This window comes from Pseudonocardia sp. WMMC193 (assembly GCF_021728735.1).
GTDB lineage: Bacteria > Actinomycetota > Actinomycetes > Mycobacteriales > Pseudonocardiaceae > Pseudonocardia > Pseudonocardia oroxyli.
This window is the reverse complement of sequence record NZ_JAKKDO010000003.1, coordinates 488973-502734: the sequence shown is the minus strand read 5'-3', so window position 1 is coordinate 502734 and position 13762 is coordinate 488973. Positions and strand designations below refer to the sequence as shown.

Below are 13762 nucleotides of genomic sequence, written 5' to 3'. Positions count from 1 at the left end.
TCACCGACCGTACGAGCCCGACCAGCATGCGTCCAATGCATGTTCAGAGGTGTCATCATGCAGAAATGGATGACGAGCGGGTGATGGCGGCCCTGGTCCCGCGGTTGCGGTGGTTCGTGGCGGTGGGCCGGGCCGAACACGTCACGCAGGCGGCGGACGAGCTCGGGGTGCCGCAGTCGACGCTCTCCCGCGGCATCGCCCGGCTGGAGGCCGAGATCGGCACCCCGCTGTTCGCCCGCTCGGGGCGGGCCGTGCGGCTCACCCGGGAGGGCCGCGGCCTGCTGCGCCACGCCGAACGCGCCCTCGCCGAGCTGGCCACCGGCGCCCGCGAGCTGGCCGGGGAGGTCGACGGGGTGACCGGTCGGGTCACGCTCGCCTTCCTGCCCACCCTCGGGACGGAGGTGGTGCCCCGGTTGATCGGCGAGTTCCGCGCCACCGCGCCCGGGATCCGGTTCGAGCTGCGGCAGGCCCCGCACCACACGCTGCTGGACTGGGTCCGGGAGGACGCGGCCGACCTCGCCCTGACCTCACCCCTGCCCGCGGAGACCGGGCTCGCGGCGGACCCGCTGGGCGAGGAGGAGCTGCGCCTCGCCGTCCCGGCGGACCATCCGCTCGCCGCGCGGCCCGGGGTGGCGCTGCGGGAGATCGCGGGCGAGCGGCTCATCGGGTTCCTGCCGGGCAACGGCCTGCGCGCGGCGGTCGACCGGTGGTGTCGCGAGTCCGGGTTCACCCCGCGGCCCGCCTTCGAGTCGGCGGACTCGGCGACGGTCCGCGGGTTCGTCGGGGCGGGGCTGGGGGTGGCGTTGGTGCCGGTGTCCCACCACGGACCACCCCCGGGCGTCGTCGAGCTGCGGGTGACGGCGCCGCGCACGGTCCGGACCATCGGGCTGGTGCGCTCTCGCGAGCGGGAGCCGAGCACCCCCGCCCGGACGTTCGCCGACTTCGTCCGCGACCGTGGCCTACCGTGGAGCCCATGGTGATCTCCGCGACCGACGACGAGGGCACCGCGCTCCGGATCCCCCGCGCCGACCGGATCGTGTCCCTGGTCCCGTCGCTGACCGAGGCGATCGGGGCCACCGACCGCACGCGCCTCGTGGCCGCCACGGACTGGTGCACCCACCCCGCCGACCTCGACGTCCCGCGCATCCGGGGCACGAAGAACCCGGACGTCGACGCGATCGTCGCCCTGGCACCGGACGTCGTGCTGGCCAACCAGGAGGAGAACAAGCCCGAGCACATCGCCGCGCTGCGGGAGGCGGGGCTCGCGGTGTACGTCACGGACATCCGCACGGTCGACGGCGGGCTGGACTCGTTGGGCCGCATGCTCGCGGCCTGCGGCTTCGACGCGGTCCCGTGGCTGGAGGAGGCCCGCAGGCGGTGGGATCTGCCCGAGCCCACCCGGCGGCTCCGCGCGGTCGTCCCCATCTGGCGCAAGCCGTGGATGGCCTGCGGCTCGGACACGTTCACCGGCGCCGTCCTCGCCCGCCTCGGCGTCGACAACGTCCTCGCCGACTCCCCCGAGCGCTACCCGCGGTTCACTCCCGACGACCTGCCCCCGCACGATCTCGTGATCCTCCCGGACGAGCCGTACACCTTCACCGCCGAGGACGGCCCGGAGTCCTTCGCCGCGCCGTCCGTGCTGGTCAGCGGGCGCCTACTGACCTGGTACGGGCCCTCGCTCGTCGAGGCGGCCACCGTTCTCCCGCGTGCGCTGCGTCTCTCCACCGCCCAGGGGTGACCGGGACCCGGTAGGAACCAGACGTGACGGTTTCCCGGAGGCCGCGCCGCGTCGCCATCGCCTGCCAGGGCGGGGGCAGCCACACGGCGTTCACCGCAGGCGTGCTCGGCGGCCTGCTCGAGGCCGAGGAGCTGCGCCGCTACGAGGTCGTCGGGCTGTCCGGGACCTCCGGTGGCGCCATCTGCGCCCTGCTGGCCTGGCAGGCCCTCACCGAGGGCGACCGGGCGGGCGTGGGCAGGCGCCTGGAGCGGTTCTGGCGGGACAACGCCGCGCGCGGGCTCGTCGACCGGATGGCGAACGCGGCCCTGGTGTCGGCGGGCGTCCTGCAGAACCTCGACCTCTTCCCCGGAATCAGCCCGTACCTGGTCCCGAAGGCCCTCGGCGGCGCCGACGTGTTCCGCGCGCTGGTCTCCCGACACGTCGACTTCGAGGCGATCAGCACCGACCGGGAGGGCGCGTTCCCGCTGCTCGTGCTCGGCGCCGTCGACGTCCTGTCCGGGCGCTTCCGCGCCTTCCACAGCCGCCGGGACCGGATCGGCGTGGACAGCGTGCTCGCCTCCGCGGCGATCCCGCAGCTCTTCCGGGCGGTGCGCACCGGCGGCGGCACCTACTGGGACGGGCTGTTCTCGCAGAACCCGCCGGTGCGCGACCTGCTCGAGGTCGAGCCGGACGAGATCTGGGTCATCCAGATCAACCCGACGGCCATCGAGCACGAGCCGCGCACCATCGTCCAGATCGCCGACCGCCGCAACGAGCTGGCGGGCAACCTGTCCCTCTACCAGGAGCTGGCCTTCATCGAGCAGACCGACCGCCTGCTCGACGAGGGCAGGCTCCGCCCCGGAGGCCCGTTCCGGCACGTCGTGGTGCGGGTGCTGGAGCTGCCGCGCCGGGTGCTGCCCCGGCGGCTCGGGCCCGCGTCGAAGATGAACCGGGACGACCGGTTCCTGCGTAGGCTGATCGCGGAGGGCCGGGCGCAGGCGGACCGGTTCATCGGGGCGCTGGAGTTCGAGCGGGCCTTCGCCGCGCGGGACGCCACCGCCATCCTCGCCCTCGCCGCGCCGGGCGCGACGCTGCTCGCCGAGCCGCCGTTCCCACCCTTCGACGGGCGGGAGCGGGACCCGGCGAAGCTGCACGCCTTCGTGTCCGACCTGCTGACCCGCGACCTGCGCATCGACAGCTCCCGCAAGCAGATCGCCCAGGACCGGGTCACCTGGACCCTGCGGCTGAGCGGCGAGGGCCGGGCGGAGGAGTGCGTGGCCCAGGCGGACTTCCAGGGCCGCCGGATCACCCACCTCCGCCTCGCCCGCGCCTAGTGTCCGCTCAGGCGCGGAGGAGGTCGGCGCACTTCTCGCCCACCATCATCGTGGTGATGTTGGGGTTGATGGCCGGGAGGAACGGCAGCACCGAGGCGTCCGCGACCCGCAGCCCCTCGACCCCCCGGACCCGCAGCTGCGGGTCCAGCGGCGCCAGCGGGTCGGTCGCGGGCCCCATCCGCACCGTGCAGGCCGGGTGGTAGACGGTGTTGTGGGTCTTGACGATGTAGTCCTCGAGCTCGTCGTCGGTCACGGCGTCCGGGCCGGGGGCCAGCTCGGCGGCGATCCACTCCTTGAGCGCGGGCTGCTCGGCGATCCGGCGGGCGAGCCGGATCCCCTCGGTCATCACGCGCATGTCGTGGCCCTCGGAGTCGGTGAAGTACCGCGGGTCGACCCGGGCGCGGTCCCGGAAGTCCCGGCTGCGCAGGCGGACCGTGCCGCGGGACCGCCCGCGCGTGACGTTCGGGGTGAGGCAGAAGCCGTTGTCCGTGGTGGGGTAGCCCCAGCGGACCGTGTTGAGGTCGAACGGCACCGAGCCGTAGTGCATCATCAGGTCCGGCCGGTCCAGGCCGGGCTCGGTGCGGTGGAACAGCCCGATCTCCCACCACTGGGTGGAGCGGGTGACCATGGGGCGGGCGGCGTCCCACATGACCAGGCCCTCGACGTGGTCGTCGAGGTTGGCGCCGACGCCGGGCGCGTCGACCAGGACGTCGATCCCGAAGTCCCGCAGGTGTTCCGCCGGTCCGATGCCGGAGAGCATGAGCAGTTTCGGGGTGTCGATGGAGCCCGCGGAGAGGACGACCTCGCGGCGGGCGGTCACCGTCTCGCGGCCCGGCCCGATGCCGCGCTGGAACTCGACGCCGGTGGCCCGGGTCCCGTCGAACAGCACGCGCGAGGCCCAGCAGTCCGTGTGGATCTCGAGGTTGGGCCGCGAACCCAGCACGGGGTGCAGGTAGCTGACCGACGCCGACGATCGCGTGCCGTCCGGGAGGGCGTTGATCTGGAAGAACCCGGCGCCCTCGGTGATCGTGACGCCCTCGTTGAACCGCACCGTCGGCAGCCCGACGCCGGCGCAGGCCTCCAGCACGGCCACCCCGCAGGGGTCCTCCGGCGGGATCTGGCGCAGGTTCACGGGTCCGCTGCGGCCGTGCCCCTCCCACGGGCCGTCGTTGGTCTCCAGGCGCCGGATCAGCGGCCAGCACTCGTCCGCCGACCAGCCCTCGCAGCCCAGGGACGCCCACTCGTCGAGGTCCTCGCGCGGGGTCCAGAAGGCGATGCAGGAGTTGTGCGAGGAACAGCCGCCCAGCACCTTGGCGCGGGCGTGGCGGAGGAACGAGTTGCCGTGCTGCTGCGGTTCGACGAGGTAGTCCCAGTCGTACCCGCTGTCCAGCAGGAACATCCAGTCCTCCAGCCGGAGGATCGCGGGATCGTCCACATCGGACGGGCCGGCCTCCAGCAGGCAGACCCGCACCGACGGGTCCTCCGACAGCCGGGCGGCGAGCGCGCAGCCCGCCGACCCCCCGCCGACGACGACGTAGTCGAACTCCCGGGTCGTACCCTCGCTCACGGAGCCTCCTGCTCGATCTGCTTCGCCACGTGCTCGGGCAGCGTGCCCAGCCGGTGCCGCCCGCGCAGCCGGAACCACAGCAGCCCGATGCCCATCACCAGCCCGATGAAGATGAAGGCGATCCAGCTGATCCAGCCCTCGCCGTAGACGTCCGCGCGCGGCCAGGCGAGGTTGATCGCCATCGCGGCGCCCCACAGCACCGCGATGATGTTCACGGGCAGCCCGAGGCGCCCCAGCGAGAAGTAGCCGCCCTCCCCGCCGGACCACTCACCGCGCAGCCGCTTGATCAGCAGCGGCACCGTGACCAGCAGGTACGCGATGTAGATCATGATGATCGCCACCGACGTCACGGCCGTGAAGATCTCCGGCACCCCGACGCTGATCAGCAGGATGACGACCGCGGCGACCCCGATCAGCACGGCGGGCACCACCGGCGTCTTGCGCTTCGGGTCGACCCGGGCGAGCCGTGCGCCGCCGGGCAGCGCGTTGTCCCGCGCCATGGCGAACATCAGCCGGATCCCGGCGGTGTGCACGGCCAGCGCGCAGACGGTCACCGCGATGACCACGCAGATCAGGAACAGCGTGCCGATCGGCCCGCCGAGCACGGTGAGGATGACCAGCTGCAGCCCGCCGCTGGACTCCCCCAGCGCCGGGTCGGCGAGGTTCGGCATGGCCAGGATGGCGAAGAGCAGGATGAGCCCGCCGATGACGAAGCTGGCGATCACCGCGCGCAGGATCGCCGAGGGCGCCGTCCGCCGCGGGTCCACCGTCTCCTCCCCCAGCGACGACGCCGTGTCGAAGCCGTACATCACGTACGCGCTGGCCAGGGCGGCGATCAGGAACATGCCGAAGTACCCGCCCGGGGCGCCCTCGCCGATGCCACCGGTGTCGAACAGCACCGACGGCGGGTTGACGATGTTGACGCCCAGCGCGATCACGATCAGCACCGCGGCGATCAGCTCGATGAACACCCCGGCGGAGTTGATCCGGGTCATCAGCTTCACGCCGAAGGCGTTGACCAGCGTGGTGAACAGGATCAGGACAGCACCCCAGATCACCGCGTTGAGCTGGTAGTCGTTCTCCCCGGTGCCGTCCCCGACGAACTGGAAGCCGGACCAGATCTGCGGCAGCGTGAGCTGGTAGCCCAGCACCACCGCGGTCACGGTGACCACGGACGCCGTGAACATCATCCAGCCCGCCAGCCAGGACGTCGTCGGGCCCGCGAGGCGTTTCGACCAGTTGTAGACCGATCCGGCGACCGGGTAGCGGCCCGCCAGCTCGGCGAAGCACAGCGCGACCATGAGCTGCCCGACGAACACCACCGGCCACGACCACCAGTAGACGGGGCCACCGAAGGCGAAGCCGAAGTAAAAGAGCTGGAACGTGCCCGTCAGGATCGAGATGTAGCTGATCCCGGCGGCGAAGCTGGCGAACTTTCCGATGCTCCGGTCCAGCGACTGGCTGTAGCCGAACTCGGAGAGACCGTCGTCGGTGCTGCCCTGCGACATTCCTACCCCCTGAACCACCCCTGTGGCGTCGGCGCCGTGTTCTGCCAGACGTGCTTGATCTCCTGGTACTCGTGCAGTCCCGTGGGCCCGAGCTCGCGCCCGTTCCCCGAGCGCTTCATCCCGCCCCACTCGGCCCCGGGCACGTACGGGTGGTAGTCGTTGATCCACACCGTGCCGTGGCGCAGGCCCGCGGCGACCCGCTGCGCCCGCCCCATGTCCTGGGTGAACACCGCACCCGCCAGGCCGTACTCGGTGTCGTTGCCCAGCTCCAGGGCCTCCTCCTCGGTGGTGAACCGCTCCACCGTGAGGATCGGGCCGAAGGTCTCCTCGCGGATCACCCGCATGTCCCGCCGGACGTCGGTGATCACGGTCGGCAGGTAGAAGAAGCCCTTCTGCAGCGCCGGGTCGGTGGGCCGGGCACCGCCGACGACGACCGTGGCGCCCTGCTCGCGGGCGCTCGCGACGAACGCCTCGATCTTCGCGCGGTGGGCCTCGGAGACCAGCGGGCCGACCTCGACGCCCTGCTCCAGGCCGTTCCCCAGCCGGATCCGGGAGGCCCGCGCGGCGATCTCGTCCACCAGCCGGTCCGCCAGCGGCTCCTCGACGATGAGCCGCGCGCCCGCCGAGCAGACCTGGCCGGAGTGCAGGAACACGGCGAGCATCGCGTAGTCCACGGCCAGCTCGAAGTCCGTGTCCGCGAAGATGATGTTCGGGTTCTTGCCGCCCAGCTCCACCGCGGTGCGCTTCACCGTCTCGGCGCTCGCGCGGATGATCGCCCGCCCGGTGGCCAGGCCGCCGGTGAAGCTGACCATGTCGACGTCCGGGTGCGCCGTGAGCGGCGCGCCGACCGACGGCCCGTCCCCGAGCACGATGTTGACCACGCCCGCGGGCACCCCCGCCTCCGCGCACAGCGTGACCAGGTGCAGCGAGGTGAGCGGGGTGACCTCGGACGGCTTGATCACCATCGTGTTGCCCGCGGCCAGCGCGGGCGCGACCTTCCAGGACAGCTGCAGCAGCGGGTAGTTCCACGGCGTGACGAGCGCGCACACCCCCACCGGCTCGTGCACGACCCGGCTGATCACGGCGGGCTGCCCGGTCTCCACCAGGCGTCCGGCGTCCTTGTCGGCCAGGTCGGCGTAGAAGCGGAAGACGGCGGTGACGTCGTCGACGTCGATCCGACTCTCGGTCAGCGTCTTGCCGGTGTCGAGGGTCTCGGTGTGCGCGATCTCCTCCTTGTCGCGCACCAGCAGGTCCGCGATCCGGCGCAGCAACGCTCCGCGCTCGGGCGCCTCGACCGCCCGCCAGGGCCCGGTGAACGCCCGCCGGGCCGCCGCGACCGCCCGGTCCACGTCCGCCTCGCCCGCCTGGTCCACGGTGCGCACCACCGAGGCGTCGAACGGGTTCACCACCTGCGCGGACCCTCCGGAGCCGGAGGTCCACACACCGTCGATGAACAGATCGGGCACGCGGTGAGAGTCCTCCTGATCTCCGTGCCCGGTCAAGCGGATCCCCGTTACCGCTGCGTATAGTTTCGCCATGAGCAACACGGAGCGCGCGCGGGACGGGGGCGTGCAGTCCGTGGACCGCGCCATCACGGTGCTCGAGATCCTGGCGCGCCGCGGCGAGGCGGGGGTCAGCGAGGTCGCGGGCGAGCTCGACGTGCACAAGTCCACCGCCTTCCGGCTGCTCGGCGCCCTCGAGGAACGCGGGCTGGTGGAGCAGGCGACCGACCGCGGGAAGTACCGGCTGGGCTTCGGGCTGGTGCCCCTCGCCGGTGCGGTGTCCGGCAGGCTGGACGTGACGCGGATGGGTCGGGACGCGTGCGAGCGGCTGGCCCTGGAGTTCGGCGAGACCGTGAACATCGCCGTCCTGCAGCAGCAGTACGCGGTGAACGTCCACCAGGCCCGCGGGCCTGCGACGGTGCTGTCCTACAACTGGATCGGCCGGATCACCCCGCTGCACTGCACCTCCAGCGGCAAGGCCCTGATCGCCTGGCTCGATCCCGCCGACCTCGGCCCCCTGCTCAAGGACCTGGAGCTGGAGCGCTTCACCGACAGCACGCTGACCAGCCGGGACGCGCTCGAGGTCGACCTCGAGCAGGTGCGCGCGCGGGGGTACGCGACGGTGCTGGAGGAGTACGAGATCGGCCTCAACGCCGTCGCCGCCCCCATCCGCGACCAGACGGGCGGGGTCGTGGGCGCGCTGTCCCTCGCCGGGCCCTCCTACCGCCTCCCGCCCGCCCGCATCGACGACCTGGCCCCGACCGTCGTCGGCGCCGCCGCGGAGGTCTCGCGCCGGATGGGTTGGTTGGAGTGAAGCGGGCATCCACCCCGTAGGCTCCGTTTCGTGACGAATCCGGAGCTTCGATGAGTGGGCTGTTCGCACTCCTCGACGACGTGGCCGCGCTCGTGCGGCTCACCGCCGCCTCGCTGGACGACATCGCGGGCGCGGCCGGGCGGGCCGGGGCGAAGGCGGCGGGCGTGGTGGTCGACGACGCCGCCGTGACCCCCCGCTACGTCCAGGGCCTCAAGCCCCAGCGCGAGCTGAGCATCATCCGCCGGATCGCCGTCGGGTCGCTGCGCAACAAGCTCCTGTTCATCGTGCCCGCGGCGCTGCTGCTGAGCTGGCTCGCGCCGTGGCTGCTCACGCCGATCCTGATGTGCGGCGGGCTCTACCTCTGCTACGAGGGCGCGGAGAAGATCTGGGAGAAGCTCTCCGGGCACGCCCCGGCGCCGGAGGAGACGAACGCCGAGGCCGCGGCGGACCCGGTCGCCCACGAGAAGAAGGTCGTCTCCGGCGCCGTGCGGACCGACTTCATCCTCTCGGCCGAGATCATGGTCATCGCGCTCAACGAGGTCGCGACCGAGGCCTTCCTCGCGCGGGCGATCATCCTGGTCGCGGTGGCCATCGGGATCACCGCGCTGGTGTACGGCGTCGTCGCGCTGATCGTGAAGATGGACGACCTCGGGCTCCTGCTGGCCGACCGCGAGTCGGCCGCGGTGAGCGCGCTGGGCCGCGGGCTGGTGCGCGCCATGCCGATCGTGCTCGCCGTGCTGTCGGTCGTCGGCGTGGTGGCGATGCTGTGGGTGGGTGGGCACATCCTGCTCGTCGGCGTCGACGAGCTGGGCTTCCACCCGCCCTACGCGCTGGTCCACCACGTCGAGCTGCTGGTGCACGAGGCCACCGGCCCGCTCGGCGGTGTCCTCGGCTGGCTCACCAACACCGCCCTCTCCGCCGTCGTCGGCGCGGTGGTGGGCGCGATCGTCGTCGCCGTGCTGCACCTGCTCCCCCGCAAGCGCGCCCACCACTGACCCCGAGATGAACCTGAGGGCGATGCAGACCGTGATCGAACAGCCCTGAGGTTCATCTCGGCTGGGAGAGCCGGGCCTGCACCCAGTGGTGGAACTCGGCGATGTGGTGCTCGCTCGGGACGAGGTTGCCGCCGTTCGCATACACCCGGCTGCTCATGGCGGGCTGGGTGCGCTCGCAGGCCGCGAAGTCCTGGCTGTTGACCCGGTGGAACAGCTCGACGGAGCGGTCGACGTCCGCGCCGGACTCCACCACCTCGGGCAGGAACAGCCAGTCGCACTCCACCAGCGTGCGGTCCGCGGCCACCGGGGTCATCCGGTGGACGATCACGTGGTCCGGCACGAGGTTCACGAACACGCCGGGGCGGATCGTGATGGCGAAGTACTTGCGGTCCTGCGCGTCGTCGAGGGTCGGGATGCGGGCGTGGCCCGCGGACCCGTCGACCGTGAAGCCCTCCACCGCGGCGCCGAACTCGGCGCCGTGGCCCACGTAGTACTGGGCGGCGTAGCCGTCCGCGAACTCCGGGAGCACCTCGGTGAGCTCCGGGTGGATCGTGGCGCAGTGGTAGCACTCCATGAAGTTCTCGACGATCAGCTTCCAGTTCGACCTCACGTCGTAGCTGATCCGCCGGGCGAGCCGCAGGTTCTCGACGCCGTAGTGGTCGATGGACTCCACGTCGCCGAGCCGGGTGACCACGGCGCCGATCACCTCGTCCTCGAACGACGGCGGCTCGGGCGCCACGCACACCCAGACGTAGCCGAGCCACTCCCGCACCGCGACGGCGGCGAGGCCGTTGACGACGCGGTCGACGTCCGGCATCTCGGTGAGGTTCGGGGCGGCGATGAGCTTGCCCGTGAGGTCGTAGGTCCAGGCGTGGTAGGGGCACTGGAGCTTGTTCCGCACCTGCCCCGCGGGCTCCACGCACAGCTGCGCGCCGCGGTGTCGGCAGACGTTGAAGAAGGCCCGGATCGCCCGGTCCCGCCCCTTCACGACGACGACGGACTCCCGTCCCACCTGCACGGTGCGGTAGGCGCCGGGTGCGTCGAGGTCCGCGGCGAGGGCGACGCACACCCACCCCGCCTCGACGATCCGCTCCTGCTCCGCCGCGAAGATCGCGGGATCGGTGTACCAGTGGCCCGCCAGCGTCGGGACGAGGCTGGCGACGGGCCGTTCGAGCGCGGCGGTGTTCATGGTCGACTCCGCAAGCTCCGTCTCTGTCATGGGCGCAGCCGCTTCCCCTCGGGATCGAACACGGGCTCGGAGACGACGACGGCGGGCAGGTGCTCCCCGACGTACTGCACGGTCAGCGCGGTGCCCGGCTCGGCCAGGGCGGTCGGCACCCAGGCGTAGGCGAGGAACGCGCCGATCGACGGGGCGTACGCCGCACTGGTCACGTGGCCGACGCACGCCTCGCCCGCGAACACCGGCTCGCCCCCCAGCACCGCGTGGGCGGGGTCGAGCTGGAGCGGGACGAGCCGCCGCCGCGGGTCCGCGAGCGTGGCCGCGGCACCGGGGTACTCCCCCGGCTTCACCGCGAAGGCCAACCCGGCCTCGACGGCGGTGTCCTCGCTGGTCATGTCCGCGCCGGAGGCCCGGTACCCCTTCTCCAGGCGCAGGCTGGTGAACGCGTGGCGGCCCGCGGCGACCATGCCGTGCTCGGCACCGGCGGCCCACAGCGCGTCCCACAGCGCGAGGCCCTGGTCGGCGGAGGTGTAGAGCTCCCAGCCCAGCTCCCCGACGTAGGACACCCGCAGGGCCAGCACCGGGATCGCGCCGACGTGGATCGTGCGGGCGCGGAAGTAGCCGAACGTGAGGTCGTCGGTCGAGACGGCGGACAGGACGTCGAGCGCGCGGGGGCCCCACAGGCCGACGCCGCAGGTCCCGGCCGTGACGTCGCGGACCGACACCCCGGCCGGGGCGAGCCTGCGCAGCCGGTCGACGTCCACCTCGCCGTTCGCACCGACCTGGAACAGCTCCGCGCCGAGCCGGGTCACGGTGAGGTCCGACAGCACCCCGCCGGCGGCGGTCAGCATCAGGGTGTAGACCACCCTGCCCACCGCGACGTCCACCGTGTTGCTGGTCAGGCCGTCGAGGAAGGCGCAGGCACCGGGTCCGGAGACCTCGACGCGGGTCAGTGGGGTCATGTCGTAGAGCGCCACCGACTCGCGGGTGGCGAGGGCCTCCCCGACCGCGATCGGCGACCAGTGCTTCGCGGCCCACGCGTCCCGCTCGGGTGCCGGCGCGGCGGCGTTGGAGGCGAACCACAGCGGCCGTTCCCAGCCGCCGATCTCGGTGAACACCGCGCCGAGCTCCACGTGGCGGGGGTGGAACGGCGAGGTGCGCATCGGGCGCGGGGCCGCGGGCGGGTCCAGCGGGTGGAGGATGTCGTAGACCTCCGCGAAGTTCCGCGAGGCCCGCTGCTCCACGTAGGCTGGCGAGCGTTGGGCCTCGGTGAACCGGTTGAGGTCGCAGCCGTGCACGTCGAGCGACGGGTGGCCGTCCACCATCCACTCGGCCAGCGCCCGCGCGACGCCGCAGGAGTGCGTGACCCACACGGCCTCGGCGACCCAGTACCCGGACAGCGTGGGGTGCTCGCCGAGCAGCGGCATGCCGTCCGCGGTGAAGGAGAAGACGCCGTTGAACCCGTGTTCGATCTCGACGCCCTCCAGGGCCGGGAGCAGCGCCCGGGCGTCGGCGTAGGCCGGGGCCCAGTCCTCGGAGGTGAAGTCGAGCGACGACGGCATGTCGGTGTGCGTCGGCAGGTTCGCCGGGTCGACCGGGATCGGCCGGTGCGCGTAGGAGCCGATGCCCAGCCGCGCGCCGAACTCGCGGAAGTACAGGTCCTTGTCCTGGTGGCGCAGGATCGGCGCGGCCGCCTCGCGCGTGCCGAGGTCCGCCAGCCCCGGCACCGGCGCGGTGCGGGCGAACTGGTGCGCCATGGGCAGCAACGGCGTGGGCAGGCCGACCAGCGCGCCCGTCAGCGGGCCCCAGAACCCGGTGCACTGCACCACGAAGTCCGCCGGGAAGGTGTCGGTCTCGGTGCGGACCGCGGTGACCCGCCCGCCCGCCTGCACGATCTCGACGACCCGCTGCTCCCCGAGGAACCGGGCTCCGCGTGCCGTCGCGCGCCGGGCCTGGGCCTCCACCGCGCGCGGCGCCTTGGCCAGGCCGTCGGTCGGGATGTGCAGGCCCGCGAGGACCGCGTCCTGCTCGACGAGCGGGTGCAGCCGGGCACACTCCTGCGGCCCCACGACCTGCGCGGGGACACCGATCGAGGCGAGGTGTCCCTGGCGACGGTGCAGCTCGTCGACCCGCTCGGGCAGGGTCGCGACCTCCAGCCCGCCGACCTGGTTGAAGCACCACAGGCCGTCGACGTCCAACCCGGAGAGCTTCTCGACCGTGTACCGGGCGAACCGGCCCATGGTGCGGTTCGGGTTGGCCTGGAACACCAGGCCGGGGGCGTGTGAGGAGGACCCGCCCGGCAGGGCCAGGGCCCCGCGGTCGAGGACCGTCACGTCCGTCCAGCCCCGCTCGGTCAGCTCGTCCGCGACGGCCGCCCCGACCACACCGGAGCCGATCACGACCACGCGTGGGGAGCTCATGAGGCGGTCGCGCGGCGCGCCGAGAGGGGCAGGTGCGGGACGGCCTCGGACAGCTGCAGGTACACCTGCCCGTCGGAGACCACCACGGTGTGCGTGCGGACCGGGTAGGTCGCGATCATCCCGTCCGCCTCGCCGGTGCGCAGGTCGAAGATCGCCGCGTGGAGCGGGCACTCGACCGCGCAGTCCTCGACGAAGCCCTCGGCGAGCGAGGCGTCCGCGTGGGTGCAGGTGTCGTCGACGGCGAACAGCTCGCCGTCCTCGGTGTGGAACAACGCCACCGGCGGGCTGCCGGCGAGGTCGCTGAGCTGCAGGGATCCGCCTCGAGGGAGGTCGGTGAGCTGGCAGGCGTAGATCATGGTGCCGCGTCCTCGTGATGCCGGTGTGACAGACGGGGTGTCAGTGCGTAGTGCGAAACGCTCAGCACGACACGCAACACGGTGAGGCCCACAGGGGGAGGCTGTCAAGAGGTTCCGCGCGCCCGAAACCCATCTGTCCGGTTCGGAAAAGCAGAGGTAATACGGCGCTGGTCCGATCGGCTCAGCGCAGCCCCGAGCGCGGCCGGTCCCGAGGACGACGAAGGCCCCGCGGCGGATGCCACGGGGCCTTCGGAGGGGACCGGTTCAGCGCGAGCTCGCCCGGCGGCCGCGGTTCCAGCCGCCGAGGACGCCCAGGGCTCCGAGGAGCCCGGAGCTGAACTTGCCGAGGGCGCGTCCGATGTTCTTCAC

General features: G+C 72.6%; 11 protein-coding genes. 5 read left to right on the top strand and 6 right to left on the bottom strand.

Features of this window, described 5'->3' with window-relative positions; translation table 11 throughout:
- Nucleotides 1-65: 65 nt before the first annotated feature.
- From L3X23_RS03765 to L3X23_RS03755, 3 genes are read left to right on the top strand one after another with little or no spacing between them, the layout of a single operon-like run.
- Complete coding sequence (locus L3X23_RS03765) at nucleotides 66-980, top strand: LysR family transcriptional regulator (protein WP_237190700.1); 915 nt, start codon at nucleotides 66-68, stop codon at nucleotides 978-980.
- Complete coding sequence (locus tag L3X23_RS03760; protein WP_237190699.1) at nucleotides 974-1738, top strand: helical backbone metal receptor; 765 nt, start codon at nucleotides 974-976, stop codon at nucleotides 1736-1738. The genes L3X23_RS03765 and L3X23_RS03760 overlap by 7 nt, the downstream gene beginning before the upstream one ends.
- 23 nt (nucleotides 1739-1761) lie before the next feature.
- Nucleotides 1762-3051 carry a patatin-like phospholipase family protein gene (locus tag L3X23_RS03755; protein WP_237190698.1) on the top strand — a complete coding sequence of 430 codons (1290 nt, stop codon included), beginning with the start codon at nucleotides 1762-1764 and terminating at the stop codon, nucleotides 3049-3051.
- Between the two features lie 7 nt (nucleotides 3052-3058).
- On the opposite strand, the gene L3X23_RS03750 is transcribed toward L3X23_RS03755, so the two are convergent.
- From L3X23_RS03750 to L3X23_RS03740, 3 genes are read right to left on the bottom strand one after another with little or no spacing between them, the layout of a single operon-like run.
- Nucleotides 3059-4618, bottom strand: coding sequence for a GMC family oxidoreductase (locus tag L3X23_RS03750; RefSeq protein WP_237190697.1), 1560 nt, complete (start codon nucleotides 4616-4618; stop codon nucleotides 3059-3061).
- Nucleotides 4615-6126, bottom strand: coding sequence for an APC family permease (locus L3X23_RS03745; protein WP_237190696.1), 1512 nt, complete (start codon nucleotides 6124-6126; stop codon nucleotides 4615-4617). Before L3X23_RS03745 ends, L3X23_RS03750 begins: the two co-directional genes overlap by 4 nt.
- A 2-nt stretch (nucleotides 6127-6128) precedes the next feature.
- A complete protein-coding gene (locus L3X23_RS03740; RefSeq protein WP_237190695.1) occupies nucleotides 6129-7592 on the bottom strand; it encodes an aldehyde dehydrogenase family protein in 1464 nt (487 codons plus the stop codon).
- Between the two features lie 70 nt (nucleotides 7593-7662).
- Between L3X23_RS03740 and L3X23_RS03735 the strand changes: the two genes are divergently transcribed.
- Together L3X23_RS03735 and L3X23_RS03730 are read left to right on the top strand one after the other, a co-directional pair.
- Nucleotides 7663-8442: an IclR family transcriptional regulator gene (locus L3X23_RS03735; RefSeq protein ID WP_237190694.1), complete on the top strand. Its 780-nt coding sequence runs from the start codon at nucleotides 7663-7665 to the stop codon at nucleotides 8440-8442.
- Between the two features lie 50 nt (nucleotides 8443-8492).
- On the top strand, nucleotides 8493-9437 hold the full coding sequence (locus tag L3X23_RS03730) for a DUF808 domain-containing protein (RefSeq protein ID WP_237190693.1): 945 nt from the start codon (nucleotides 8493-8495) through the stop codon (nucleotides 9435-9437).
- A 52-nt stretch (nucleotides 9438-9489) separates the two neighbouring features.
- Here the strand turns inward: L3X23_RS03730 and L3X23_RS03725 are convergent, their stop codons facing one another.
- From L3X23_RS03725 to L3X23_RS03715, 3 genes are read right to left on the bottom strand one after another with little or no spacing between them, the layout of a single operon-like run.
- Complete coding sequence (locus L3X23_RS03725) at nucleotides 9490-10626, bottom strand: aromatic ring-hydroxylating dioxygenase subunit alpha (RefSeq protein ID WP_237190692.1); 1137 nt, start codon at nucleotides 10624-10626, stop codon at nucleotides 9490-9492.
- A 26-nt stretch (nucleotides 10627-10652) separates the two neighbouring features.
- The gene (locus tag L3X23_RS03720; protein WP_237190691.1) at nucleotides 10653-13037 is read right to left on the bottom strand and encodes an FAD-dependent oxidoreductase; all 2385 of its coding nucleotides are present in this window, start codon (nucleotides 13035-13037) and stop codon (nucleotides 10653-10655) included.
- Complete coding sequence (locus tag L3X23_RS03715) at nucleotides 13034-13393, bottom strand: bifunctional 3-phenylpropionate/cinnamic acid dioxygenase ferredoxin subunit (protein WP_237190690.1); 360 nt, start codon at nucleotides 13391-13393, stop codon at nucleotides 13034-13036. Before L3X23_RS03715 ends, L3X23_RS03720 begins: the two co-directional genes overlap by 4 nt.
- Between the last annotated feature and the right edge of the window lie 369 nt (nucleotides 13394-13762).